The sequence below is a fragment of the Chloroflexota bacterium genome, from assembly GCA_026713825.1.
Lineage (GTDB): Bacteria > Chloroflexota > Dehalococcoidia > Lucifugimonadales > UBA1127 > UBA1127.
Genome location: JAPONS010000008.1, coordinates 1 through 25064, shown reverse-complemented (window position 1 = coordinate 25064; position 25064 = coordinate 1). Strand labels below are relative to the sequence as shown.

The window sequence follows — 25064 nt, the reverse complement described above, 5'->3', positions numbered from 1 at the left end:
GAAGGGGTTTTTTCTTTGGGACCTTCCGATTGTGTTGACGGTCACTTGCGTACGTGATACCTTAGTTTGGTTTTGCCAAACCTTGAGATTATTTAGATTTCCCTAGATTTTTGTGGGGCGGGATGCAGCAGACGGAACGGCGGCAGTCGAGCGGGCGGTGGGTTTCCCTGGGGGAGGCCTGCCGGATGCTGGGCGTGAACGAGACGACGCTGCGGATGTGGGCCGACAACGGGGTCATCCGCGCGTTCCGGACGCCGGGCGGGCACCGCCGGTTTTTGCGGGAGGACCTGCTGGCGGCGATGCAGCGCGCGGCGGAGTCGCCGTCGGGCCGGGTGATGCCGTCGCAGACGATCACGTCGGTGACGACGCGGCGGATCCGGCGGCTGCTGCACGGCGACCGGCTGGTGAGCTTCCCGTGGTACGAGGAGATGGACGAGGCCACGCGAGGGCGGCTGCGGCTCTTCGGGCGGCGGCTGCTGGACGTGACAGAGAGCCTGATGGAGCGAAAGCGGCCGTCGGCGCAGGCGCTGGACGAGGTGCGGGTGATCGGCGAGGAGTACGGCGAGGCGCTGACGCAGCGGGGGCTGAGCCTTCGGGAGCTGATGGAGGCCTTCGTGTTCTTCCGGACGCCGCTGACGGAATCGGTGCGCTCGATGGCGCGGCGGGGGTCGTCGGACGCCGACACGCTGGCGCAGGCGTGGCACCACGTTGAAACGATTGCCGACGTGATCATGATCGCCATGGTCGACGCGTACGAAAGGAGCCGGAATGGCAACAAGGCAGGCGCCTAACACCACGGCGTCGGAGGGCCGCGCGGCGGAGATGGACCTGCTCGACCGGCAGGTGCTGAACGTCATCCAGACGGAGTTCCCGATGGACGAGCGGCCGTACCTGGCCATCGGACGGGAACTGGGGCTGGAGGAGGACGACGTCATCGAGCGGATCCGGCGGCTGCGGCGGGAGAACGTGGTGCGGCAGATCAGCGGCATCTTCGACACGCGGCGGCTGGGGTACAAGACGTCGCTGATCGCGTTCAGGTACCCGGAGGAACTGCTGCACAAGGGCGCGCTGGCGATCAACAAGCACCCGGGCGTGAGCCACAACTACGCGCGGGTGGGGCACGAGTACAACCTGTGGTTCACGCTGGCGGTGCCGCCGTACGAGAGCCTGGAGGAGACGGCGGCGCGGATGGCGGAGGAGACGCACGTCGAATCGTGGCGGCTGCTGCCGACGCTACGGTTCTACAAGATCGGCGTGAACTTCGACATGGTGAACGAGGAGGGGAACGCCGCTGACTACCGCCCGGACAACGAGAGCTGGAACAAGGTGGAGCAGCTGACGGACTACGAGATCGACGTGGTGCGCGAGGTGCAGGAGGACCTGTCGCTGGACGTGCGGCCGTTCGACGCGATGGCCGAGCGGCTGGGGCTGACGCCCGAGGGGATGTTCGCAATCATGCGCGGCTTCCAGGAGCGGGGCGTCATGCGGCGGTACAGCGCGGTGCTGCACCACCGGAAGGCGGGGTTCCGCTCGAACGCGATGAGCGTATGGCGGGTGCCGGAGGAACGGAAGCTGCAGGTCGGGCAGGCGCTGGCGAACTCTCGGTGGGTGAGCCACTGCTACGAGCGGCCGGTGTTCCCGGACTGGCCGTACAGCCACTTCGCGATGATCCACGCGACGAGCCGGAGCCGGTGCGAGGACGTGGCGAAGGAGCTGGCCAAGGAGACGGGCGTCGACGACTACATCCTGCTGTACAGCACGCGCGAGTACAAAAAGACGCGCGTCCGCTACTTCGTGTAGGGGCGCGAGGCAACCGGAGAATTTTTCGCATGGCGCAACGGACGGCTACGCACAAGCACTACCCGGTGTTCCTCACCGTCGAGGGGCGGCGATGCGTCGTCATAGGCGGGGGGACGATCGCGGAGCGCAAGGTGGAGGGGCTGCTGGACGCGGGGGCGGAGGTGACCGTCGTGGCGCCGGAGAGCACCGAGCGCGTGCGCGCGCTGGCCGATGCTGGTGTCGTGACGCTGTACGAACGCACGTACGCGGCGGGGGACCTGGCGGGGGCGTTCATCTCGATTGCGGCGACGGACGACTCGGACGTGAACGAGGGGGTGTCGCGGGAGGCGACGGAGCGGAACGTACCGCTGAACGTCGTGGACGTGACGCACCTGTGCACGTTCATCGCGCCGAGCATCGTGCGGCGGGGGCCGGTGACGCTGGCGATGTCGACGGGCGGGCTGGCGCCGGCGCTGGCGCGGAAGCTGCGGGAATCGCTGGAGGCGAACGACGCGCTGGCGTACGCGGACTTGGCGGAGATGGTCGGGCGCGTGCGGGCGGACCTGCGGGGACGCTCGGTCACGGTGGACCCGGAGGGATGGCAGGCGTCGCTGAACGCGGAGGTGCTGGACTTGTACCAAGACGGCGAGCGTGAGCGCGCGGAGGCGCGGCTGACGGAGCTGCTCGAATCGTGGCCGCACTGGGTCAAGGCGGTGGCGTCGTGAAGCTGGCCGTCGTGGGCGTCAACCACCGGACGGCGCCGCTGGAGGCGCTGGAGCAGCTGGCCGTCGTGGGGCACGACCTGGCTGGGGCGAACCGGATGCTCGCCGAGCGGGCCGGGCAGGGCGTCGTGCTGCACACGTGCAACCGGACAGAGTTCTACACGCTGGCGGAGGACCTGGAGGACGCGCGGGAAGCCGCGGCAGGGGTGTTCGAGGCTTACGGCGTTGGGTACGAGGGCGTGGAGCCGTACGTGTACGGCTACCACCACGACGCGGCGGCGCGGCACCTGTTCCGGGTGACGTGCAGCCTAGACTCGATGATTTTGGGCGAGTCCGAGGTGCTGGGGCAGGTGCGCGAGGCGTTTGGGGCGGCGGTTGCGGCGAAGACGGCGCACTCGCCGATGACGCATGCGTTCCACCAGGCATTGCGCGTGGGCAAGCGGGCGCGGCGGGACACGGACATCGGTCGGAACGCGCAGTCGGTGAGCTACGCGTTCGTGGAGCTGGCGCGGCGGACGCTGGGGCAGCTGGACGGCGCGCACGGGCTCGTCGTCGGCGCGGGCGAGGCCGGGCGGCTGGCGGCGCAGGCGCTGCAGAACGCGGGGATCTCGCGGCTGACGGTGATGAACCGGACGGAGGTGCGCGCATCGGAGCTCGCGGAGGAGCTGGGCGGCGCGGACGTGCTGCCGCTGGACGGGCTGCAGGGGGCGCTGCGCGAGTACGACGTCGTCATCTCTGCCACGGGGTCGCCGGACTACGTGGTGACGGGCGCGGACGTGTCGGGCGCGGCGGCGGGCCGCGGAGGCAAGCCGCTGCTGCTGCTGGACGCCGCTCTGCCGAGGGACATCGACCCGGCGGTGCGGGACGTTGCGGGGGTGACGCTGGCGGACATGAGCGACCTCGACCGGGTGGCGGAGACGAACCGGCAACGGCGGCAGCAGGAGGCCGCGCGGGTGGAGGCCATCGTCGAGGAAGAGGTGACGCGGTTCCACGAGTGGTGGGACTCGCTGCGGGTGGTGCCAACGCTGGTCGATCTGCGGGAGCAGGCGGAGACGCTGCGGGAGCAGGAGCTGGAGCGGGCGCTGCGGCGGCTGTCGCATTTGGCGGAGGCGGACCAGGAGACGGTGGCGGCGCTGAGCCGGGCGCTGGTGAACAAGCTGCTGCACCACCCGGTGACGCGGGTGAAGGCCGAGGGCCGGCCGGAGGACATCCAGACGCTGCGGTGGCTTTTCCGGCTGGACGAGGCCCCGGCTGACGACTTTTCAGTCGACGCCGGCGGGGAGGAAGACCCGAGCGGGGCCCCCGCAGAGCGGGTCTAGCCATGACAGCGGGCGAAACCGCCTCGGCGCGGGAGCGCATCGTCGTGGGGACGCGCGGGAGCCCGCTGGCGCTTGCACAGGCGGAGCGGGCCGTGGACGCGCTACGGGCCCAATACCCCGAATTTGACGTTGACGTCCAGGTTGTGACCACCACAGGAGACGCTTCCCAAGAGACCCCGCTGTCTGAGCTTGGGCTTGGTGTGTTCACGAAGGAGCTGGAGGCGGCGCTGCTGGATGGGCGCATCGACATGGCGGCGCACAGCCTGAAGGACATGTCGGCGACGGGGCCGGAGGGGTTGGCGATCGCCGCGGTGCTGGAGCGCGAGGACCCGTGCGACGTCGTGGTGAGCCGCTCGGGGGCGACGCTGGCGGAGCTGCCGCTGGGGGCGGTCGTCGGGACGAGCAGCCCTCGACGGGCCGCGCTGGTGCGGGCCGCGCGGCCTGACGCGGTGGTGCAGGACGTGCGGGGGAACGTGGGCACGCGGATACGGAAGATGCAGGAGGGGCAGTACGACGCGCTGGTGCTTGCGGCGGCCGGGCTTGTGCGGCTGGGGCGCGAGGGCGAGGCGACGGAGCGACTGGACCCGCTGACGTTCATCCCGGCAGTCGGGCAGGGAGCCATCGCGCTGCAGACGCGGTCGGACGACGGGGAACTGCTCGGGATGCTGGCGGCGCTGGAGCACCGGGCGACGCGGTGGGAAGTCACGGCGGAGCGGGCGTTTCTGCGGGCGATGGGCGGCGGGTGCCGCACGCCGATGGGATGCTTCGGGAGCGTGATGAACGAGTACATCCGCGTCTTCGGCATGGTCGCCGGCGTCGGCGGCGAGCCGCTGTACCGGGACTACGTCGCGGGCGAGGCGCGGGATGCGGAGGCGCTCGGCGGCGAGCTGGCGCAGAAGCTGCTGGAGCAGGGCGCGGCGGCGCTGCTGGCGGAGGACGGGGCATGAGCCGGCCGGGGATGGTCTCGCTGGTGGGCGCGGGTCCGGGGGACCCGGGACTCATCACGGCCAAAGGGCTGGCGCTGCTGCAGGCGGCGGACGTCGTGGTGCATGACCGGCTCATCGCGGAGCAACTGCTAACGCACGTGCGCGAAGACGCGCTGGTCATCAACGCGGGCAAGCGGCGGGGCGACCACCTGATGTCGCAGGAGGAGATCAGCGCGCTGCTGGTGGAGCACGGCACGGCGGGGAAGCGGGTGGTGCGGCTCAAGGGCGGCGACCCGTTCGTGTTCGGGCGCGGGGGCGAAGAGGCTCTGGCGCTGGCGGCGGCCTCGGTGTCGTTTGAGGTGGTGCCGGGGGTCACGTCGGCCATTGCGGCGGCGGCGTACGCGGGGATACCGGTGACGCAGCGCAAGGTGGCGGCGAACTTCGCCGTGGTGACGGGGAGCGAGGACCCCTCGCGGGCCGCGTCGGGCGTCGACTGGGAGGCGATGGCGCGGGTGGACACGCTGGTGGTGCTCATGGGCGTCGAGACGCTGCCCTCGGTTGTGGGGGCGCTCACAGCGGCAGGCAAGCCGCCGGACACGCCGGTGTGCGTGGTCGAGTGGGGCACGACGCAGCAGCAGCGGACGGTGTCAGGCGATCTGTCGAACGTGGTGGAGCACGTAAAGGATGCGGCGTTGAAGCCGCCAGCGGTGACGATCGTCGGACAGGTGGCGGCGCTGCGCGAGCAGCTTCGGTGGTTCGACACGAGCCCGCTCTTCGGGAAGCGGGTGCTGGTGACGCGGACGCGGCAGCAGGCGTCGGCGCTGAGCGCGCTGCTGGCGTCGCGGGGGGCCGTGCCGGTGGAGCTGCCGGTCATCGCGGTGGAGCCGCTGGACAGCGCGGTAGCCCCGCCAAACATGGCGGGGCCGCTCGATAAGGCGCTGGCTGACATTTCGGCGTATCAGTGGCTGGTGTTCACGAGCGCGAACGGCGTGGGGCTGTTCTTCGACCGGCTGGCGGCGCGGGGGCTCGACGCGCGGGCGCTGGGCGGCGTGCGGCTGGCGGTCATCGGGCCGGGGACGGCACGGGCGTTGCAGGAGCACGGGATCAAGGCCGACTTCATGCCGGAATCGTACGTGGCCGAGGCGCTGGCCGCGGGGCTCGCGCCCATGCTCGCTTCGGGCGACCGGGTGCTGCTGCCGCGGGCCGAGGGGGGACGGAGCGTGCTCATCGAGGAGCTGCAGAGGGCAGGGGCCTCGGTGGACGAGGTGTTGCTGTACCGCGCTAGGCCGGGGGAGGATGTGGCCGAGCGGGCCAAGGACGTCTTCGCCGAGGGCGTGGACGCGGCGACGTTCGCGAGCTCGTCGACGGTGCGGGGGCTGGTGGATGCGCTGGGCGGCGACCCAACGTTGGTGAACGGGTGCGCCGTGGCGTGCATCGGGCCGATCACGGCGGAGACGGCGCGGGGGCTCGGCGTGCGCGTGGACGCCGTGGGCGAGGAGTACACGATCCCGGGCATGGTGGACGCGCTCGAGGGGTGGTTCGCGCGGCAGTCAGGCTAACAATGGGCCGAGTTGAGGACAGCTCGGCACGAGAGAGTCTCGGAGGGAGTCATGGCAGAGTTTCCGACGGTCCGGTTGCGGCGGCTGCGCGGCTCGGAGGCCGTGCGGCGGTGGGCGCAGGAGCCGCGGTTGTCGGCGGCGTCGTTCGTTTACCCGCTCTTCGTGACGGAGGCAGAGGGTGCGCCGACGCCGATCGAGCCGATGCCGGGGTGCTACCAACTGCCGATCTCGGCGCTGGCGGACGAGGCGCGGGAGGTGGCGTCGCTGGGGATCCCGGCGGTGCTGCTGTTCGGGCTGCCGAACGACAAGGACGGCGTGGGGTCGCAGGCGTACGCGTCGACGGGCGTGGTGCAGGAGGCGGTGCGGGCCATCAAGGCGGCTGTGCCGGAGCTGGCCGTCGTGACGGACGTGTGCCTGTGCGAGTACACGGACCACGGACACTGCGGCATCCTCGACGGTGCGACGGTGGACAACGACGCGACGCTGGATCTGCTAGCGAAGACGGCGGTGTCGCACGCGCAGGCGGGGGCGGACATCGTCGCGCCGTCGGCGATGATGGACGGGCAGGTCGGGGCGATACGCGCGGCGCTGGACGCGGCGGGGCTCGACGACACGCCGGTGATGGCATACGCCTCGAAGTATGCGTCGGCGTTCTACGGGCCGTTCCGGGTGGCAGCGGACTCGACGCCGCAGGTGGGCGACCGGCGGGGGTACCAGATGGACCCGGCCAACGCGCGGATGGCGATGCGGGAGCTGGAGCAGGACGCGGCTGAGGGCGCGGACATCCTGATGGTGAAGCCGGCGCTGGCGTACCTGGACGTGCTGCGGCAGGCGCGAGAGGCGTTTCCGCACCCGCTGGCGGCGTACAACGTGAGCGGCGAGTACAGCATGATCAAGGCGGCGGGGCAGATGGGCTGGCTCGACGAGGGCCGGGTTGCCATGGAGGTGCTCACCGCCATCCGGCGCGCGGGGGCGGACATCCTGATCACCTACTTCGCCAAGGACGTGGCGCGTTGGCTGCAGAGGGGGGAGTAATGGCGACGCTGAGACTGCTCTCGTGGAACGTGAACGGCATCCGCGCGGGGCTCAAGAAGGGGTTCTTGGAATGGATGGCGGAGGCGGACCCGGACGTGCTGTGCGTCCAGGAGACGAAGGCGCACCCGGACCAGCTTCCGCCCGCGCTGAAAGAGGTTGACGGGTACCATGCTTACTTCGCGTCGGCGGAGCGGAAGGGGTACAGCGGCGTCGCGATCTACACGAAGCGGGAGCCGGCGTCGGTGACGGTAGGGTTCGGGGTGGACGAGTTCGACAGCGAGGGGCGGACGCTCATCGCGGACTACGGCGAGTTCCTGCTGTACGCGGTGTACTTCCCGAACGGCAAGAGCTCCGACGTGCGGCTGGACTACAAGATGCGCTTCTACGACGCCTTCCTTGAGCACATCGACGGGCAGACGGCGTCGGGGCGCAATGTGGTCATCTGCGGCGACGTGAACACGGCGCACAAGGCCATCGACCTGGCGCGGCCGAAGGAGAACGAGAACGTGTCCGGGTTCCTGGAGGTCGAGCGGAAGTGGATCGACAAGCTGCTGGCGCACGGGCACCTGGACACGTTCCGGATGTTCAACGAGGAGCCGGGCAACTACACGTACTGGGACATGATCTCGCGGGCGCGGGACCGGAACGTGGGGTGGCGCATCGACTATTTTTACGCGAGCACGGGGCTGGCGGACAAGATCAAGGGCGCGTTCATTCTGTCTGAGGTCATGGGGAGCGACCACTGCCCGGTGGGCATCGACGTTGAGGTGAGCAGCTAGCGATGCCAAGGGTGCGCCTGCTCCACCTGCGGCCGCTGGAGGCGGCAGAGCGCATCGCGGCACTGCACGCGCTGGGGTACGACGTGCTGTTCGACCCGCTGGACGACCGGGACGCGCTGAAGCGGGTGTGGCAGACGCCGCCTGACGCTTACGTCTTCGACATCACGCGGGTGCCGTCGCACATGCGGGAGCTGGCGATCTCGCTGCGGGAGCGCAAGACGACGCGGCGGGTGCCGATGGTCTTCGCGGGGGGCGACCCCGAGAAGGTTGCGCGGTTGCGGGAGGTACTGCCGGACGCGGCGTATGCCTCTTGGGAGGACATCGGCGGGGCGTTGGCGGAGGCGATTGCGAACCCGCCGGAATCGCCGGTGGTGCCGGAGTCGCTGTTTGCGGGGTACTCGGGGACGCCGCTGCCAAAGAAGCTGGGGGTCAAGCCGGGGATGACGGTGACGCTGCTGGGCGCTCCGGATGACTTTGAACGGACGCTGGGGCCACTGCCGGAGGGCGCCATGCTGGACTGGGACGCAAGCGGGCCCGCTCCGCTGGCCGTCTGGTTCCTCAGCTCGCTGGCCGAGTTGGAGACTGGCCTTGGCCGCGCTATCGACGCCGTCGCCGAACGGGGCGGGCTGTGGATGGCGTGGCCTAAGCGGGCCTCGGGGGTGGCGACGGACGTGATGCAGCAGGCGGTGCGCGAGGCGGGACTCGCGGCGGGGCTGGTCGACTACAAGGTGGCGGCCATTGACAAGACGTGGAGCGGGCTGCTCTTCACGCGGCGGAAGACGCCGTAGCACGGAACCTACATCAACCTCTACAAGGACTGACTCACCATGAACAACAACCTGTCCAAGCGGCTGTTCGAGGAAGCGCAGAAGGTCATTCCCGGCGGGGTGAACAGCCCCGTGCGGTCGTTCCGGGGCGTGGGCGGCGAGCCGCCGTTCATCCTTCGCGGGCGCGGGTCGCGGGTGTGGGACGCGGACAACAACGAGTACATCGACTACCTGGCGTCGTGGGGGCCGCTGGTGCTGGGGCACGCGCACCCGTCGGTGGTGCTGGCGGTGCAGGAATCGGCGAAGCGTGGAACGAGTTTTGGGGCGCCGACGCCGGGCGAGGTGGAGCTGGCTCGGTTGATCTGCGCGGCGCTGCCGTCGGTCGAGCTGGTGCGGCTGGTGAACTCGGGCACGGAGGCGTGCATGAGCGCGATCCGGATGGCGCGGGCGCACACGGGGCGGTCGAAGGTGGTGAAGTTCGTAGGGTGCTACCACGGGCACTCGGACGGGCTGCTGGTGAAGGCGGGCTCGGGGGCGGCGACGCTGAGCGTGCCGGACAGCGCGGGGGTTCCCGCAAGCTACGCGGGCGAGACGCTGCTGGCGGACTACAACGACATGGAGAGCGTCCGGGCGCAGTTCGCGGCGAACGGCGGGGACATCGCGGCGGTGATCGTGGAGCCGGTGGCGGGCAACATGGGCGTCGTGCCGCCGGGGGAGGGGTTCCTGCAGGGGCTGCGGGACATAACGACGGAGCACGGGGCGCTGCTGATCTTCGACGAGGTGATCACGGGGTTCCGGGTCGCGCACGGGGGGGCGCAGGGGCTGTACGGGGTCACGCCGGACCTGACGACGCTGGGGAAGATCATCGGGGGCGGGATGCCCATCGGCGCGTACGGCGGGCGGCGCGAGGTCATGGAGCAGGTGGCGCCGCTGGGGCCGGCGTATCAGGCGGGCACGCTCTCGGGGAACCCGGTGGCCGTTGCGGCGGGGATCGCGACGCTGAAGTCGGTGGAGAGGCCGGGGGTGTACGAGGGGCTGGAGGAGACGGCGCTCGAGCTGACGGATGGGCTGCAGGCGGCTGCTGCGGCGCACGAGGTCTCGGTGACGATCAACCGTGTGGGGTCGCTGTTCAGCATGTTCTTCAACCCGGGGCCGGTGGACGGCTGGGAGGCGGTGACGCAGTCGGACGCGGGGGCGTACTCGCGGTTCTTCCACTCGATGCTGGAGCAGGGGGTGTACTTCGCGCCGTCGGCGTTTGAGGCTGCGTTCGTGTCGACGGTGCACACGCCGTCGGACCTGGAGCTGACGCTGGAGGCGGCAGACGTCGCGATGGGGAAGGCCGCGGCGGGGTAGCGGCAGACTCAATGGAATGCAAAGGGCTCCAACCCCATGATCGGGGTTGGAGCCCTTCTTGTTGCGAAAGAGGTCGCGGTTAGGCGATGCCCTTGGCGACGAGCTCCCAGTTGACGAGGCGCCACCACGCCTCAAGGTACTCGGCGCGGACATTGCGGTAGTCGATGTAGTAGGCGTGCTCCCAGACGTCGCAGGTGATGATGGGGGTCTGGCCGTTGGTGAGGGGGTTGCCGGCGTTGCTGGTGTTCTCAATGGCGAGGGAGCCGTCGGCGTTCTTGACGAGCCAGGTCCAGCCGGAGCCGAAGTTGGTTGCGGCGCGCTGGGTGAACTGCTTCTTGAACTCCTCAAAGGACTCGAAGGAGGCGTTGATGGCCGCAGCGACGTCGCCGGAGGGGTCGCCACCGCCCTGGGGGCTCATGCTGTTCCAGTAAAGGGTGTGGTTCCAGACCTGGGCGGCGTTGTTGAAGATGGTGCCGGCCGGGGCCTTGACGATGATGTCCTCAAGGGAGGACTCCTCGAACTCGGTTCCGGGGATGAGGTTGTTCAGGTTGTTGACGTAGGCCTGGTGGTGCTTGCCGTAGTGGAACTCCAGGGTCTCGGCGGAGATGTGTGGGGCCAGGGCGTTCATCGCATATGGCAGATCGGGCAGCTCGTGCTTCACAGTTTCCTCCTCTGGACTGTTTCCGTTGGCGGCGGACGCCAGATGACGCAGACGACGACGGCGCAAACCGCTAGGACGGGGGTAGTCTAAACCAGACTTAGGGCGCGTGCAAGATATGGCGGCCGGGCGCCAAACCGTCCGGGTCTACGTGAGGGAGGCGATGTCCCGGAGTTGGGAGAGGAGCCAGTGGACGGAGTCCTCGCGCTCTATGGCGGCGGTGAGAAACTCCGAGCGGCGGACGCGCTCCTCGGCGGGCATGACAACGGACTGGTAGAGGGCCTCGGCGGTGCCCTCGATGTCAGCGGGGGAGATGGCGAGGACGCCGTCGCGAAGCTGCTCATAGGCGCTGGAGCCCTCGGAGAGGACGAGGACGCCGTGGCGGTTGTTGACGACAGGGCCCTCCTTGGCGACGGGGTTCATGCCGTCGACGACGGGGTTGACGAGGAGGGTGTCGTAGAGGCGCAGGCCGGCGATGGCCTGGGTGTAATTGTTCTCCGTGAAGACGTGGATGGGCTGCCAGTTGGGGCTGCCGTGGAGGTTGTTGATCTGGCGCACGAGGGCCTCAATCTCCTCCATGTAGCGTTCGTACTGCTTGGTGTGGGTGCGGGAGGGGACGAGGAAGGCGAGGAAGGTGACCTCTTCCTTGATGTCCGGGTGGGACTCCAGCATGGTCTGGTAGGCGCGGAAGCCGCGGGTGATGTTCTTGTTGGGTTCCGCGCGGTCGACGCGGACGATGGTGTGATTGGCGGTGTACTCAGAGATCTTGCCGTGGAACTCGGTGGCGCGCTGGGACTCGGCGATGGCGCGGACCTCGTCGACGGCAATGGACATGGGGTAGGCGCGGACGTAGGTGCAGCGACCGTTGGCCTCGACGGTGCCCTCGGTGTAGTCGACGACGGAGCCGGGGATGAAGGCCTCGCAGCACTCGAGGAAGGCACGGGCGTCCCAGCGGGACTGGAAGCCGACGATGTCGCAGGCGCAGAGGCTGGAGCAGATGGCGGTGCGGATGTAGCCGGGAAGGAGCTGCCACGTGCGCAGCGACGGCCAAGGGATGTGGAGGTAGTGGGTGATGAGGGCTTCCGGGAGTTCCTGGCGGACCATGCCGGGCGTCAGGTAGAGGTGGTAGTCGTGGAGCATGACGATGGGCGGCGGGCCGCCGGCGGCCTCGGCGATGATGGCGTCGGCGAAGGCCTGGTTGACGGGGGTGTAGCCGGTGGCCCAGGTGTCGTGGACGGTGCTGTCGAGGTTGGGCGTGTAGGCGGGGCTCCACATGGAGTGCTGGAGGAACCAGAGGAGGGGGTTGCAGAAGACGTTGTAGAACTTGTGGTAGGCGCGGCGGGGAGTGATGACGTAGCGGGCCGACACCTTCTGGTTGGGCAGCGGGGAGGGGATGTTGGAGGACTCGGCGGCCTGCTGGGCGCGGCGGTCGCCCTCGCCCATGGCGTTGGCGACCCAACTGAACTCGAAGTGCTGGACGAGGGAGTTCAGAGCGGTGACGACGGCGCCGGAGCCCCTGCGGGGCTGGGGCTTGCCCTCTGGGCTGATGTGGAACTCGAGGGGGCCGCGGTTGCTGGCGACAATGAGGGGACGGCCTTCAAGGAGAGAGGCGCAGAGGGAAAAGAGTTCCTGTTTGCGAGTGTCTTCCGAAACCGGTATCTGCATAGTCTGCCCATTCCCCAGGGTCCCCCTGGACACTCTGGCAGATAAGTTCGACCCCTGGCGGCTCAGGGGGTGTTCAATGGATGTTGGGCTTCCGCACTTGAGGATGTGTAGTTCGTGACAACAGTATAAACCCGCGCGCAAGGGAAATGGTAGAGGGGTCAGGCGCAACTTGTGCGGGAAAGGGGCCTTTGCTATAGTGGAATCCCTCTCTTGTTGCGCACGTGGGGATATAGCTCAGCTGGAAGAGCACTTGCATGGCATGCAAGGGGTCGGGGGTTCGAATCCCCCTATCTCCACCAACGTCAAGATACGTCGTCGCCCTCAGCTCTGTGCGTCACCGTTGTCGAACGGGTATGGGAGTTGTATACCGAATCGCTCACGAAGCAACTGCATATCTTTTCTGTCGGTCTCGTCAGGCTCATAGCCTTCTTCACCCGGCTGGTCAGTTGCCCGTACAGCTTGTTCATCAGGCGTGAGGCATCGGACGCTCCTGCCATTGATTGACCCAATGCCTCGCAATCCACGTCCCGAGAACACCCACTCACCGCCGCGAATGCTCGGCTGAGCGGCGCTGCCGTCGCTTCCGAAGCGGACGGGATGGAAATCGATCCTTCGGTCTGTTTCATCACGGACCACAAATCCCTGCGGCAGTTCATCTGTCATCAAGGAGAACCCCAAGTCACGAGTTACCTGCATTGTTTGTGGGATATCGTCTGCCTTAATGATCACATCCAGGTCATCGTGCGGGCGCGTCTGTTCCCCCAGCAGCGCGTCTACTCCCCAACCGCCCTGGAGCCAAACGTCAATCCCTGCCGTTTCAAGGGCGTTGACGACTTGGATGACATCATCTGCGTTCATCATGCGGGGATTGTAGTAGGCAGGTAAGGGGGACTCAATTCCGCTGCCCACGAGCACCGGAGTCTTTGGTGTCTATTGCATATTTGGAACGTTGATTCGTGGCTCAACAATCTGAGGTCAGTCATGCTCTCAATCTCGCGATCACGGGGCGAATGACCTGCCACCAAAACCTGGTGCACGTTGAAGGGTCCAGCGTTAAAGCTCCTGTGAGGTCTCGCACGAACATCGGTATGACGACGCGCCCGCCTGAATGCGGACGCACACACACTTCGCCCAATCACTCTGACATTTGCGGGTCTGCTGCCAGCCCCGAGGCAGGCCGATGCACTCCGGGGTATCATTGTGGTGAGGGTCAGCGGCATCGGAGGCCGGGATTTCATAAGCCCGTGCACCAAGCCTATGGGATCCATGTCCATCGTCCGGATGGAAGGGCGAATTCGGGTTTCACCAGGAGAGAGGCATGAGCAACTTTGAGAAAATGCAGGGCCGGTTGGCGGCGGGGGAGACGATCCTGATGGACGGGGGCATGGGGTCGGAGCTCCAGTTTCGGGGGTATGTGAGCCCCACAACGTGGTCGGGAGGTCCGATGCTCTCGCATGCCGAGCTGGTGAGGGATATTCACCAGGAATACATAGAAGCGGGCGCGGAGATCATCATCACGAACACCTTTGCCACGGGGCGTGACTTGTTCGAAGAGGGCGGTCTCGGGGACAAGGTGGCCGAGGCCAATAAGCTGGGAATCGACGCGGCGGTTCAGGCACGGAGGAACGCGGGCGCAGAGGACTCGGTGGTCATTGCGGCGTCGGTGTCCACGATGGCTCCCAAGGAGCACGCAGAGGTGCCGGTGCCCTATGAACAGGCTCTTGAGACCTACCGGGAGCAGCTGGGAGAGATGGCCAAGGGCGGCCCGGACGTGGCGGTGGGCGAGATGCTGGTCCGCATATCGGACACGCTGGCGGTGATAGAAGCGGCGGCGGAGTTGGGTCTGCCAGTGTGGGTAGGGCTCTCGATAGTCCGGGATGGAGACGAGCTGTATCTGGGCATCCAAGGGAGGCATGGGGGCGAGACACTTCAGGACGCCATGGATGCCATGAAGGGCAAGGACGTCGCAGCCATGTTCATCATGCACACGCCGGTGGAGAACACGGGGCCCGGGCTGGAGATCGTCAAGGCGAACTGGCCGGGGACCTTCGGCGCGTACGCGCATTTTCCCGGCCACGAGGGGCCAACGCCCTTCGCGAATGCCCTGAACCCACAGCAGTACCTGGAGTACGCCAAGGGGTGGAGCGAGCAGGGGGCGCGGATCATCGGAGGGTGCTGCGGCACGAGGCCCGAGCACATCCGGGCGCTGAGGAAGTGGCTAGTGGGGTCGTAGGGTGGGGTCGGGCAGGGTTCCGTAGAACGGCTTTGTGGGCCCTTGCCTGTGGCTTCCTCCCTTGGCTTTGTAACAGGAGAATGCCAATGAATATGACCTACTTCTCCCCGAAGACCGAGAAACGCCCCAGCAACATCGACGGTAGAGGCCTCTTTGCAAACGAACCCATCACCAAGGGCGAGATCGTTGTGGTCAAAGGAGGGTACGTCATGTCCCGTGCGGACAGGGACGAAGTCCAACTTCGCATCGGGCCTGCTGAGATTCAAGTGACTGAGGAACTGCACATTGGCCCTATTACCCAAACTGAGCGTGAGGGGGCATGATTCACATGAACCATTCATGCGACCCAAACGTCGGGATCCAAGGCCAGATTGTTTTCGTCGCATTGCGCGACATCGCTTCGGACGAGGAACTCACAATCGACTATGCCATGACGGACGACGAAGACTACGAGATGGAATGCAATTGTGGGGCACCAGGTTGCCGCCGAACGATTACGGGACGTGATTGGATGAAGAAGGAATTGCAGCAAAGGTACGATGGTTACTCTTCGTGGTTCATCCAGAGAAGATTGAATCACCGGTGAACGGAGGTCCAGGAGGGAGTTGATGCGGCACAGGATTCGGGCGGCAGCGATAGTTGTGGACGGCGACTCGGTACTCCTTGTGCAGCATCAACATGACGAACTCCAGGGAGGGCAGTCATGGTGGGTGCCTCCGGGTGGTGGTGTGGAAGGCGAGGAGTCGCTCTTGGAATGTGCCCAGCGTGAGACCCTCGAAGAGACAGGGCTATCGGTAGAGCTCGGCCGGATTGTTTACATTCGAGATTTCGTAGAGCCGGACTACCACCACTGCGAGGTGTTCTTCGTTGCGACTACATACGTGGGGACGCCATTAGTGGGGAGCAATCCCGGCATTTTCGACGTTGACCACGTAATCAAGGACGTGAGGTTCGTGCCCAGGGGGGAGATGGCAGAGATGACCATCTACCCAGAGGAGATCAAGACTTCGTTCTGGGACGATCTTGCGGGCGGGTTCTCAGGGACCAGATACTTGGGAGTGCAGAAGTCGGAGAGCAAGACATTCCTCGATTCGCAGAGCGCGACCGACTGACGAGACCTCCCTTTCCGCTCCCGCGTGCCCTTGGCCCTAATGCGGCGGCGGGCCACTAGGGGCACTGCAAGCCATTGTTCGAGCACGTGGAAGTCAACCCTATGGCCATGTTCGCGGCGCTTGTCGCGACGGATGGAGGCATTCGGTCTCAACTAGAGGTTCGTAGCTGAGACATTATTGTGAGGGGTTGTTTCCGATGCTATGCTGCCCGATGTTGAGGGCCCGAAGGGTTGCGGGCGAGGGATGGCCCGCGCCGGGGCGGTCCGAACAAACAGGGCGGTTGGATAGTGAAAAGGGAGGTATGTATGTCCAAGCATGCGGGTCTTGCACTGATGTTGGGCGTGGTCCTTGCTTTCATTGGGTCCGCATTCATGCCGGGAAGTTTCCTCATTGATAGGACGGACCCGTTTGACTATGTCTCGACAGTGGATGCGTGGGCGAACAATACGATCCTCGCGCAGTGGATGACGTTCATCACGCTCATCTCGATGATGCTCATGGTATTCGGCGCGTTGGGCCTCTACCCACTGGCGAGCAGCCAGGGAGGGCTGGCCGGAAGGCTGCTGCAGTTCGGCATTGTCGCATCCGTCATTGAATGGAGCGTCCTCGTCGTGACGCAGGGCATGCGACACTTCTCGATCCACCTGCTACAGCGCGAGGAGCTGGGTCACGCCGGGCTGGACTTCGCGACCGGGGCATTGGAAGTGCACGTGGTCACGATTGCGGTCACGATGATGTTCCTGGCGGTGTTCCCGATAGCAACGCTGCTGACGGGCCTAGGGCTCGCGGCGCGTTTCGGATCGATGGACGTCTACAAGATCGCCAGCTACCTTCTGGTGATCGGCGGGATCGTGGGGTTAATCAACTTCATCGTCGCGCTGAACTCGCCGGACTTGGGCCTTGACCTGCTGCTGTACGTGAACAGCGCCGTCCTCTATATCGGAGGGATCTGCCTGTTCATCATCGGCCTGGGCATGTACAAGGGGCGGAGCGAGCTGACGGCGGACGTGACCTAAGGCCAAGGCATAAGGGCCAATCGAGGCCTGCGGGGCCTCACGCAAATCGTACTCACGGGGTGCGCGGGTCGGGAGTTGGCCCGCGCACCCCGATTGTTTCAGGGGGCACTGACGTGGCGCAGATACTGTTTGGGGTGCAGTACAACGGCGTCTCCATGTCCAGCGTGATTGGGCCGCTGGAGTTTGCGCGGCGGACGGAGGGGCTTGGATTCCGCTCGTACTTCGTGCCGGAGCTGGAGACGCTGCCGACGCTGGACCCGTTCATCCTGCTTACGGCCGTCGCGCAGCACACGGAGCGGATGCGGCTGGGGACGGGTGTCGCGGTGCTGCCGTTCCGATCGCCGTACCAGACAGCGAAGATTGCGACGTCAATCGACGTGCTGTCGGGCGGGCGGATGGTGCTCGGGCTGGGGTCCGGCGGCGTGTTCAACGATGACTTCGGCGTCGAGGGCGTGCGGCCGGAGGACCGGCGGTCGCTGACGGACGAGGGGCTCGAGCTGGTGCGTCGGCTGCTGTCGGAGGAGCGGGTGACGCACAGCGGTGCGCACCACCGGATGGAGGACATGGCGCTGGAGCCGAGGTCTGTGCAGCAGCCGCATTTGCCCATCTGGACGGGCGCGATGTGGAATGGGCGGTTCTCCAGACGGATGCTGGAGCGGACGGCGAAGTGGGCCGACGGGTTCCACCCGCACGGCATGACGCCACAGGGCTACGCCGAGGGGAAGGCGGCCATCGAGGAGATGGCGGCGGGGCTTGGGCGCGATCCGTCGCGGCTGGAGTGGTCGTGCAACATGTACATGTGCATGGGACGGTCGCGGGACGAGGCGATGGAGGAGGTCCGGCGGGCGATGCAGCAGCGCTTCGGGGATGACGCGTGGGAGCTGGACCCGGACACGCTGCTGCTGGGGACGCCGGCGGACTGCATCGAGAGCATCGAAGCGTTTGCGGAGGCGGGCGTCGGCCATTTCGTCATTAACGCGCTGTGCGGGCCGGAGGCGCTGCTGGAGACGTACGAGGGGTTTGCGGGCGAGGTGATGGGGCGGTTCTCATAAGGGGGCGCGCGCGTTGTGCGGCGCGGGGACGGTTGGTATAGTGGCATAAGCGTATCGGCAGTCTTGAAGGAAGCTTCATGACCACGATTTTGGACTACAGACCCGAAATAGCCGCCGCAGTTGCGGACGGCTCATTGGACGTTGGCCTGTCCGCGGATGCGCTTACTTCACTCCGTCAGATTCACGAAAGAATGGTGGCGTTGGTAGCGCCCTTGACGCGCGTGAAATCGCTATCCGAGGCCGAGGCTTTGGCAACCAATAACGAATCTGAGTACCTTCGTTTAGCAGAGGAGTGGTCAAGGTTGGTTGGTGCCTCGGGCTTCTCTCAGCCAAAGACTCAAGAGGTCAACGCCGCGCTCTACGATATACGTCTGCCCAACGTCGACGACCAGGACCAGTGGCTGAGCACACTTCAGTCCGTTAAAGCATTCCTAGAGTGGGCGAGGAAACTCGATCGGCGTCTCGATAGCAATGAGCTCATCAGCCAAGACGAACTCCTTAAATTTGATCGCCTGTTCAGTTCGTTGCACCGCCCTTGGGGGCGATATGTTATGGCTGATATGGCCATCAGTCTTGTCGTTGCTAAGCCCTCTGATTCATCGCCCAACGCGATTCCACTTCTCGCAAGGCTTGCGGACCAGTGCATAACGGAAGTGGAGGATCTATTCTTAGCCGAGGCAGACTATGGTGATGACGATGGCGAACATGTGTCACTTGAGGATGTAAGGGCGAACCTTGGCCTATAGCGTCCGCTTCACCAAGCGGGCGGAGGGTGAGTTTGCAACGATTTACCGATCTGTTAGTCCTGCTGTGCGCCGCAACCTTGATGGGGCACTTTCGCGCTTGGAGGACGCCCCATTCCCTCGGCAGAACCCTGGGGCTGGGCAGGACGTGGTGAGACAGCTGCAGGGTGAGGAACGGCTGTGGCGGATACGCATCGGGAACTATCGCATGGCGTACCGCATTGAAGGGGAAGACGTGACGGTTGTGCGCGTCGCCCACCGGTCCGAGGTCTATCGGGGAATGTAGTCCAATCCCCTTAGAGTTCTTCCAGCGCGCTCCGCCATGCTTCTATGGTCTGCTCTACCTCTGCTTCTCCGTGGACTGTTGAGACGTAGTACTTGGTGTGGTTCTTGTAGATGCCCCGGGCTCGGAGGAGGGCGTTGAAGCGGAGCAGTTTGGCGTGGTCTCGGTCCAGGGATGCGCGGTAGTCCTGCACCTCGTGCTCGGCGAAGACTACGTCGAACATGGGGGCCTCGCCGAGGACGTGGGCAGGGATCTCGGCCTGACGGAGCAGGTCTTCGAGGGCGGTCTTGAGGCGGTGGCCGGTGGCAAAGAGGCGCTCGTAGGTGCCGGGCTCGCGGAGGACCTCGAGGGTGGCGAGGCCAGCGACGGCGGCGACGGGGTTGCCGTTCAGGGTGCCCTGCTGCGTGACGTAGGCGTCGCGGCCGGGGGCAGGCGCGAAATAGTCCATGATCTCCGCGCGGCCGGCGATGGCGGAGAGGGGGAAGCCGCCTGCGACGGTCTTGCCGAGGGCGCAGAGGTCAGGCGTGACGCCGTAGTACTCCTGGGCGCCGCCGTAGGCGAAGCGGAAGCCGGTGACGATCTCGTCAAAGATGAGGGGCACGCCGTACTGAGTGCAGACGTCGCGTAGACCCTCGAGGAAGCCGTCCTTGGGGGCGAAGGTGCGCTGGAGGGGCTCGATGATGACGCCGGCGAGCTCGTCGTGGTGGCGCTCGATGATGGCGGAGGCGGTCTCGATGTCGTTGAAGGGGGCGACGAGCATGTCGCCGGCGGCGGAGGCCGGGATGCCGAGGCCGTCGGGCGCGGGCGCCGGGAAGGGGCGGAGGGCGTCCGCTGCGGGCGTGACGCTCATCATGGCGTGATCGTGGGTGCCGTGGAAGCCGCCCTCGAACTTCAGAATCTTGTCGCGGCCCCGGTAGGCGCGGGCGACGCGCATGGCGTAGAACGTGGCCTCGGCGCCGCTGCTGGCGAAGCGCACACGCTCGGCGCAGGGAACGGCGCGGATTATCTCCTCGGCGAGGAGGAGGGCGTGCTCGTTTAGGCCGAAGTACGTGGTGCCTTTCGAGAGCTGCTCTTCGACGGCCTCGACGACCTTGGGATGCGCGTGGCCGATGAGCATGGGGCCGGAGCCGAGGACGTAGTCGATGTACTCGTTGCCGCTGACGTCCCAGACACGGGGGCCGCTGCCACGGGCGATGACGGTGTCCATGGAAATGATGTTGCCGGTGCTGCCGCCCGGCAGAACTCGCGCCGCAAGGTCCAGTAGCTGTTGCTCGCGCTCGCCAACGTTGTCCCTTGACATAGGCGCCTCCATCCGTTGCCTGTGATGCCTGCACTATAGCGCATCCGCGGCGTGGGTGGGAGAAGCGCGGGTTACCGGGGGCATGCCGGTCGGGTATGCTGGCGGCGGCGAACCGCTCCACCGACGACGAATCACCTAGATTGGACACTGGAGGACGACATGCGGCAACGACCATTCGGGAAACTGGGGATGGCCAGCGCACTGACGCTCGGCGGGGGCGGCCTCGGGCAAATCTGGGGGCCGACGACGCGGGAGGAGTGCGTGGCGACAGTGCGAGAGGCGGTCGAGTCAGGAATCGACGTGCTGGACTTGGCGCCCAGCTACGGCAACGGAGAGGCGGAGAGCGTCATCGGCGCGGCGTTTGGGGGCTCGCTGCCGCCGGGCGTGCGGGTAACCACCAAGTGCCGCGTCGGATCCACGCCGCCGGAGCAGGTGTACGACCTGCTTTCCGAGAGCCTCTCGGGGAGCCTGGAGCGGATGAAGATGGAGCGCGTGGACGTCATGTTCCTGCACAACGCCGTCACACTGGGCGACGAGGGGGGAGACCGGCTGACGACCGTGACTAGCGTTGTCGAGGGGGTGGCGCCGGCGTTCGAGCGGTTGATTGCCGAGGGGCGCATCGGGCGCTGGGGGCTGACGGGCATCAGTCACGCTGACGCGCTGATCCACCTGCTGGAGAACGGGCCGCGGCCGGACTTCATCCAGTGCATCGCGAACTTGCTGGACTCGGCAGGCGGGCTGCTGCAGGGGGACGGGCCCGCGCGGCCGCGCGACATCATCGCGTCGGCGAACGCCAACGGCGTGGGGGTCATGGGCATCCGGGCGGTGCAGGCGGGCGCGCTGACGGACGCTATCGACCGGCCGCTGCCGGAGGGGCACTCGGAGCTGGCGGACTACGCGCGGGCGGCGCCCTTCCGCGCCATCGCGGCGGAGGCCGGGCACAGTGCGGCGTACCTGGCGCACTGCTACGCGCTTTCGATGGAGGGGGTGTCGACGGTGGTGCTCGGCATCAAGAACCGCGAGGAACTGCGTGAGTGCGTCGAGGCGGAGGAGGCGGCGCCGCTGGACGGGGAGATGATGGCGCGCTTCGACGCCGCGGTGGGGCGCGCCGGGTAGCAGGGAACGTCCGGGCCAACTCTTGCGTTATTGTGATTAAGGGCCCCTGTAAATGGGGCGCCTGACTCGATTAACAACTGCCCATTCCCGGTTGGGGATGGGCAGTTTGCACTTTTGAGCTTTGGCGAACCGCTGCGCTGTTGCCACCGCTCTCGATAGGGGTCAATCTTTGATGTTCGGTTTCCTGCGCCCAAGTCCCACGCTGACCAACGCTGAGGTGCGCTCCAGCCTCCGCATGATGATCTGGGATGGCGTGACCAGCGAGGCGCTGGCGACCATCCAGGTCATGGGATATCTGGCGGCCTATGCGCTAGCGCTGGGGGCCAACAACCTGCAGGTGGGCATCGTCTCGGCAGTCCCCTTCGCCTCGCTGGTCGTGCAGTTGCCGGCCATCCTCATCATCGAACGGTTTCGGGCCAGGAAGGCAATTGGACTGCCGGCATGGCTGCTGGCCCAGCTGCTGATGATCCCCGTTGCGGCGGTGCCGTTCTTTATCGACGTCCCCAGTTCACTTGCCGTGACGACGGTGATCTTCCTGCTGGCGTTCCGCGGCCTGTTCGCGCCGATGTGGATCACGGCGTGGATGAGCTGGATGCACGACTTGGTGCCGCAACAGCTGCTAGGCGGCTACTACGGTCGGCGGCTGGCGGCCAGCACTGCGGTGCTGGCGGTATTAGGACTGGGCGCGAGCTTCTTCATCAGCTGGTGGGAAGGACGTGCGCCGGCTGGGGAAGAGACGTTTGGCTATTCACTGTTCTTCATCGTCGGGGCGCTGACCCTTGGAATCATCGGCCCGGCCATGGTTGCGCGGGCGAAGGAGCCGCTGATGCCGGCGGCGCCGGATGCGAAGCAATCGCCCATCAGCGTCTTGACGGAGCCGCTGCGGGACAAGAACTTCTCGCAGTTGCTGCGGTTCCTGTGGGTCTGGGGCGTGGCGTCCAACATCGCGATACCGTTCTTCGTCGTCTACATGCTGACGGACCTGAAACTGGAGCTGCCGGTCGTCATGGCGCTGGTGGTGCTGAGCAACATCACGCACGTCCTGTTCGTGCGCGTGTGGGGGCCGATGGCGGACCGGGTCGGGAGCAAAACGGTGATGTCGCTGTCGGCGTCGCTGTTCCTGCTGGTGTTCCTGGGGTGGGTCTTTGTGGCGCATACGGAAAAGCATGTGTTGACGATGCCGCTTCTCATCATGCTCAACGCGTTTGTGGGCATTGCGCGCGGGGGCATCTTCCTCACCATCAATACCCTTTCGCTCAAAATTGCGCCGGACCAGAAGGCCACGGCATTCCTTGGAGTCGCGAGCATTGCGGCCTATGCCAGCATGGGCATTGGGCCGATCATCGGGGGATACTTGGCGGACTATTTCGCGACAAAGACGCTGCGGTTCGATTTCACCTGGGTCACGCAGACGGGCGCCGTTGAGATACCGGCATTGCAGCTGGTGGGGTTCGACTTCGTCTTTGTCATCGCCTTCATATTCAGCCTCTTGTCGCTGAACCTGCTGGTGGCGCTGCGGGAGGAGGGCGAACTGCCGCGGGATGTGGCGCTGGCAGAGCTGATGGCGCACTCGACACCGGCAAGGCGAGCCCTTACCTCGGTGCCGGTCCTGGGGCCGTTGACGTCAATGTCCTACGGCTACCTGAAGCGGCTGCCGGGGGCGGACGTGGCGCTGGGGGTGACGGCGTACCAGCTTGCTGCGTCGACGCAGGCGGCGGTGACGTCGGCGGGCAAGGGGCGGATGCTGGTGCGCGAGGTGGCGCAGGCGGTGGGCGACGCGGTGGACGACGCCATCGAGGACGTGGGGGACTTCGCGGGGCATGGGCTCGAGCTGGCCCGGCACGCCACCAGGGGCGCGGTGCACGTAGGCGACGACCTGACGGACCAGGTGGGGCGCGCGGCCCGGGGCGCCGTGCTGGGGACGCTGCGGACGCTGACGCGCCGGCAGGTGCCGTTCCTGGTGGCGCTACGCGGCGCGGGCTACGGGGTGGTGCAGGGCGCGCTGGAGGGCGGGCACAGCGCGGGCGAGGCGACGACGGAGGCGCTGGAGGCGGCGCTGGAGGCGGCGCGGGAGCTGGGCGTGTCCGAGGAGGCAGCGAACACGGCGTTTGTTGTGGGAGCAATGGAGGCCGCAGAGGCTTCCGGAGAGCAGGCGGTACAAGAGATTCGGCAAGCGTTTCCCACGGAACTTACCGGCATCTGGGACTACCGGGCGGGTGAGGACGAGACGCCGGACGACACAGGATAGGTCCGGCGGGGATGTAACACACGGAAGCGTAGGCATTCGCCAAGGGAAGGCCGACTGAGCACCCGCCTAGGGCCGTCAGACAAACCGCTACCATTCTCAGCGAAATCTGCTGAAATCCATCCAGTTTACCTCATTGACACCCCTACTATGCCTCTGTAGCGTTGCCCTAAAGACGCGCATTGGGCCGCCCCCTATGCGCTATGCGTGAAATCTGGCTGCGTAACACGGCTGGATTTCTTGGATGCACAAGAACATCTATCATATTGCCTTCACAGGACTTGCAGGCAGACCGGCCGATGCGCTGGTGCGGCTGCCCCGTATGAGTGGGAGCGTCCCCCGTTGAGGCATGAGGGGCGCCTCCCGGGATCGCGTCCCCTCATTGCTGTTGGCGTCATCTCCGCTCTGCTACTTGCCCTCACCCCCCTTGCCAGCGTTGCGCTTGCGGAGGCCGGCACCCCCGGCGAACGGCTGTCGGCCTTCGATATCGACCCGCTGCCGGGCGACGGCAAGCAGGACGCCCGCGGCGTGTGCTCCGATGGGACGACGATGTGGGTCGTCGAGGAGCGGGGGTATAAGCTCTTTGCCTATACGCTGGAGCAGGATGCGCTGACGCGAAATGAAAACGGCGACATAAGTCTCAGCGGTCAGAATGTTCCGGGCGGCTGTACCACAGACGGCACGACTATCTGGGTAGCCGACGACGAGGTCAACAAGCTGGTCGCCTACAACATCGCCGACAAAGATCCGGATACCGCCAAGGACTTCACCACGCTGACCGGCACCGTCCGACTCACCGGCATTGCCGCAGACAGCTTGACTATGTGGGTCGCTGACGTGACGGACAAGAAGCTGTATGCCTACGTGTTGGCTGACAGGACGCCGGACTCCACCAGAAATATTGCCCTCCACGAGGACAATACAACCCCCCAAGGCCTCTGGACGGACGGCACGACGATGTGGGTGGCGGACAACACCGACGCACACTTCTTTGCATACGAGCTTGCCACCGGTGATCGCGACACCGCCAAGGAGTTCGCCGCCACTGATGCCACCAATGTGCAAGGGATATGGTCCAACGGCAGCGTCTTGTGGGCCGTCAACCGGGCGGCGAAGCAGGTGACCGGCAACAAGGTGTTGGCCTACCGGATGCCGGTGTCTCTCTCTTCCGACGCGAGCTTGAGTGCACTGGCGCTGAGTGGGGTGACGCTGTCGCCGGCGTTTGCGGCGGGGACGACGGGGTACACGGCGGCGGTGGGGCACGGGGTGACAGCGACGACGGTGACGGCGACAGCTAGCGACGAGAACGCGAGCGTGGCGGTCACGCCGGGGGATGCGGACGGCGGGACAGAGGGCCATCAGGTGGATCTCCCTGTGGGCGAGGCAGTCATCACGGTAGAGG

24 protein-coding genes and 1 tRNA gene are annotated in these 25064 nt (G+C 66.2%); 21 read left to right on the top strand and 4 right to left on the bottom strand.

Going from position 1 to position 25064, the window contains the following annotated elements:
• Positions 1-122: 122 nt before the first annotated feature.
• Genes OXC99_00610 through hemL form a run of 10 tightly spaced genes read left to right on the top strand, consistent with a single transcriptional unit; the run spans position 123 to position 10239 of the window.
• Positions 123-791 carry a helix-turn-helix domain-containing protein gene (locus OXC99_00610; protein MCY4623500.1) on the top strand — a complete coding sequence of 223 codons (669 nt, stop codon included), beginning with the start codon at positions 123-125 and terminating at the stop codon, positions 789-791.
• Positions 769-1800, top strand: coding sequence for an AsnC family transcriptional regulator (locus OXC99_00605; GenBank protein ID MCY4623499.1), 1032 nt, complete (start codon positions 769-771; stop codon positions 1798-1800). The genes OXC99_00610 and OXC99_00605 overlap by 23 nt, the downstream gene beginning before the upstream one ends.
• A gap of 29 nt (positions 1801-1829) precedes the next feature.
• Positions 1830-2504, top strand: a complete 675-nt coding sequence (locus OXC99_00600; GenBank protein ID MCY4623498.1) for a bifunctional precorrin-2 dehydrogenase/sirohydrochlorin ferrochelatase — start codon at positions 1830-1832, stop codon at positions 2502-2504.
• Complete coding sequence (gene hemA / locus OXC99_00595) at positions 2471-3820, top strand: glutamyl-tRNA reductase (protein MCY4623497.1); 1350 nt, start codon at positions 2471-2473, stop codon at positions 3818-3820. Before OXC99_00600 ends, hemA begins: the two co-directional genes overlap by 34 nt.
• A 2-nt stretch (positions 3821-3822) precedes the next feature.
• Entirely contained in the window at positions 3823-4767 is a 945-nt protein-coding gene (gene hemC, locus OXC99_00590) for a hydroxymethylbilane synthase (GenBank protein MCY4623496.1), read from the top strand.
• Positions 4764-6305 (top strand): uroporphyrinogen-III C-methyltransferase, encoded by a 1542-nt coding sequence (gene cobA, locus OXC99_00585; GenBank protein ID MCY4623495.1) that lies wholly within the window; start codon positions 4764-4766, stop codon positions 6303-6305. Before hemC ends, cobA begins: the two co-directional genes overlap by 4 nt.
• 51 nt (positions 6306-6356) lie before the next feature.
• Positions 6357-7340 (top strand): porphobilinogen synthase, encoded by a 984-nt coding sequence (hemB, locus tag OXC99_00580; GenBank protein MCY4623494.1) that lies wholly within the window; start codon positions 6357-6359, stop codon positions 7338-7340.
• Positions 7340-8119 (top strand): exodeoxyribonuclease III, encoded by a 780-nt coding sequence (locus tag OXC99_00575; GenBank protein ID MCY4623493.1) that lies wholly within the window; start codon positions 7340-7342, stop codon positions 8117-8119. The genes hemB and OXC99_00575 overlap by 1 nt, the downstream gene beginning before the upstream one ends.
• A 2-nt stretch (positions 8120-8121) precedes the next feature.
• Entirely contained in the window at positions 8122-8907 is a 786-nt protein-coding gene (locus OXC99_00570; protein ID MCY4623492.1) for a DUF3052 family protein, read from the top strand.
• A 39-nt stretch (positions 8908-8946) separates the two neighbouring features.
• Positions 8947-10239, top strand: coding sequence for a glutamate-1-semialdehyde 2,1-aminomutase (gene hemL / locus OXC99_00565; GenBank protein ID MCY4623491.1), 1293 nt, complete (start codon positions 8947-8949; stop codon positions 10237-10239).
• A gap of 79 nt (positions 10240-10318) precedes the next feature.
• Here the strand turns inward: hemL and OXC99_00560 are convergent, their stop codons facing one another.
• Together OXC99_00560 and OXC99_00555 are read right to left on the bottom strand one after the other, a co-directional pair.
• Entirely contained in the window at positions 10319-10900 is a 582-nt protein-coding gene (locus OXC99_00560; protein MCY4623490.1) for a superoxide dismutase [Fe], read from the bottom strand.
• 144 nt (positions 10901-11044) lie between these two features.
• On the bottom strand, positions 11045-12562 hold the full coding sequence (locus OXC99_00555; GenBank protein ID MCY4623489.1) for a trehalose-6-phosphate synthase: 1518 nt from the start codon (positions 12560-12562) through the stop codon (positions 11045-11047).
• 223 nt (positions 12563-12785) lie between these two features.
• Here OXC99_00555 and OXC99_00550 point away from each other — a divergent pair.
• A tRNA-Ala gene (locus OXC99_00550) sits at positions 12786-12861 on the top strand.
• A 22-nt stretch (positions 12862-12883) separates the two neighbouring features.
• Here the strand turns inward: OXC99_00550 and OXC99_00545 are convergent.
• Positions 12884-13423 carry an amino acid transporter gene (locus OXC99_00545; GenBank protein MCY4623488.1) on the bottom strand — a complete coding sequence of 180 codons (540 nt, stop codon included), beginning with the start codon at positions 13421-13423 and terminating at the stop codon, positions 12884-12886.
• Between the two features lie 457 nt (positions 13424-13880).
• On the opposite strand from OXC99_00545, the gene OXC99_00540 reads away from it, so the two are divergent.
• From OXC99_00540 to OXC99_00510, 7 genes are all read left to right on the top strand, one after another.
• On the top strand, positions 13881-14795 hold the full coding sequence (locus OXC99_00540; GenBank protein ID MCY4623487.1) for a homocysteine S-methyltransferase family protein: 915 nt from the start codon (positions 13881-13883) through the stop codon (positions 14793-14795).
• Between the two features lie 86 nt (positions 14796-14881).
• The gene (locus OXC99_00535) at positions 14882-15118 is read left to right on the top strand and encodes a hypothetical protein (GenBank protein ID MCY4623486.1); all 237 of its coding nucleotides are present in this window, start codon (positions 14882-14884) and stop codon (positions 15116-15118) included.
• Positions 15119-15403: 285 nt separating this feature from the next.
• Entirely contained in the window at positions 15404-15907 is a 504-nt protein-coding gene (locus OXC99_00530) for an NUDIX hydrolase (GenBank protein MCY4623485.1), read from the top strand.
• Positions 15908-16212: 305 nt separating this feature from the next.
• On the top strand, positions 16213-16923 hold the full coding sequence (locus OXC99_00525; GenBank protein ID MCY4623484.1) for a hypothetical protein: 711 nt from the start codon (positions 16213-16215) through the stop codon (positions 16921-16923).
• A 113-nt stretch (positions 16924-17036) separates the two neighbouring features.
• Positions 17037-17975: an LLM class flavin-dependent oxidoreductase gene (locus OXC99_00520; protein MCY4623483.1), complete on the top strand. Its 939-nt coding sequence runs from the start codon at positions 17037-17039 to the stop codon at positions 17973-17975.
• Positions 17976-18052: 77 nt separating this feature from the next.
• Positions 18053-18721, top strand: coding sequence for a hypothetical protein (locus tag OXC99_00515; protein ID MCY4623482.1), 669 nt, complete (start codon positions 18053-18055; stop codon positions 18719-18721).
• Positions 18711-19004, top strand: a complete 294-nt coding sequence (locus OXC99_00510) for a type II toxin-antitoxin system RelE/ParE family toxin (GenBank protein ID MCY4623481.1) — start codon at positions 18711-18713, stop codon at positions 19002-19004. Before OXC99_00515 ends, OXC99_00510 begins: the two co-directional genes overlap by 11 nt.
• Positions 19005-19014: 10 nt before the next feature.
• Here OXC99_00510 and OXC99_00505 read toward each other — a convergent pair whose 3' ends face one another.
• Positions 19015-20301, bottom strand: a complete 1287-nt coding sequence (locus tag OXC99_00505) for an aspartate aminotransferase family protein (protein MCY4623480.1) — start codon at positions 20299-20301, stop codon at positions 19015-19017.
• Between the two features lie 159 nt (positions 20302-20460).
• Between OXC99_00505 and OXC99_00500 the strand changes: the two genes are divergently transcribed.
• From OXC99_00500 to OXC99_00490, 3 genes are all read left to right on the top strand, one after another.
• The gene (locus OXC99_00500; protein MCY4623479.1) at positions 20461-21417 is read left to right on the top strand and encodes an aldo/keto reductase; all 957 of its coding nucleotides are present in this window, start codon (positions 20461-20463) and stop codon (positions 21415-21417) included.
• Between the two features lie 172 nt (positions 21418-21589).
• A complete protein-coding gene (locus OXC99_00495; GenBank protein MCY4623478.1) occupies positions 21590-23665 on the top strand; it encodes an MFS transporter in 2076 nt (691 codons plus the stop codon).
• A 339-nt stretch (positions 23666-24004) separates the two neighbouring features.
• The coding region (locus OXC99_00490) for a cadherin-like beta sandwich domain-containing protein (GenBank protein MCY4623477.1) at positions 24005-25064 on the top strand (1060 nt) is incomplete at its 3' end.

Coding starts and splice junctions, on each gene's coding strand:
- OXC99_00555 (MCY4623489.1), bottom strand. CDS start 12,562: ATGCAGATACCGGTTTCGGAAGACACTCGCAAACAGGAACTCTTTTCC.
- OXC99_00535 (MCY4623486.1), top strand. CDS start 14,882: ATGAATATGACCTACTTCTCCCCGAAGACCGAGAAACGCCCCAGCAAC.
- hemB (MCY4623494.1), top strand. CDS start 6,357: ATGGCAGAGTTTCCGACGGTCCGGTTGCGGCGGCTGCGCGGCTCGGAG.
- OXC99_00525 (MCY4623484.1), top strand. CDS start 16,213: ATGTCCAAGCATGCGGGTCTTGCACTGATGTTGGGCGTGGTCCTTGCT.
- OXC99_00495 (MCY4623478.1), top strand. CDS start 21,590: ATGTTCGGTTTCCTGCGCCCAAGTCCCACGCTGACCAACGCTGAGGTG.
- hemC (MCY4623496.1), top strand. CDS start 3,823: ATGACAGCGGGCGAAACCGCCTCGGCGCGGGAGCGCATCGTCGTGGGG.
- OXC99_00500 (MCY4623479.1), top strand. CDS start 20,461: ATGCGGCAACGACCATTCGGGAAACTGGGGATGGCCAGCGCACTGACG.
- OXC99_00575 (MCY4623493.1), top strand. CDS start 7,340: ATGGCGACGCTGAGACTGCTCTCGTGGAACGTGAACGGCATCCGCGCG.
- cobA (MCY4623495.1), top strand. CDS start 4,764: ATGAGCCGGCCGGGGATGGTCTCGCTGGTGGGCGCGGGTCCGGGGGAC.
- hemL (MCY4623491.1), top strand. CDS start 8,947: ATGAACAACAACCTGTCCAAGCGGCTGTTCGAGGAAGCGCAGAAGGTC.
- OXC99_00570 (MCY4623492.1), top strand. CDS start 8,122: ATGCCAAGGGTGCGCCTGCTCCACCTGCGGCCGCTGGAGGCGGCAGAG.
- OXC99_00505 (MCY4623480.1), bottom strand. CDS start 20,301: ATGTCAAGGGACAACGTTGGCGAGCGCGAGCAACAGCTACTGGACCTT.
- OXC99_00545 (MCY4623488.1), bottom strand. CDS start 13,423: ATGATGAACGCAGATGATGTCATCCAAGTCGTCAACGCCCTTGAAACG.
- OXC99_00530 (MCY4623485.1), top strand. CDS start 15,404: ATGCGGCACAGGATTCGGGCGGCAGCGATAGTTGTGGACGGCGACTCG.
- OXC99_00605 (MCY4623499.1), top strand. CDS start 769: ATGGCAACAAGGCAGGCGCCTAACACCACGGCGTCGGAGGGCCGCGCG.
- OXC99_00540 (MCY4623487.1), top strand. CDS start 13,881: ATGAGCAACTTTGAGAAAATGCAGGGCCGGTTGGCGGCGGGGGAGACG.
- OXC99_00515 (MCY4623482.1), top strand. CDS start 18,053: ATGACCACGATTTTGGACTACAGACCCGAAATAGCCGCCGCAGTTGCG.
- OXC99_00610 (MCY4623500.1), top strand. CDS start 123: ATGCAGCAGACGGAACGGCGGCAGTCGAGCGGGCGGTGGGTTTCCCTG.
- OXC99_00600 (MCY4623498.1), top strand. CDS start 1,830: ATGGCGCAACGGACGGCTACGCACAAGCACTACCCGGTGTTCCTCACC.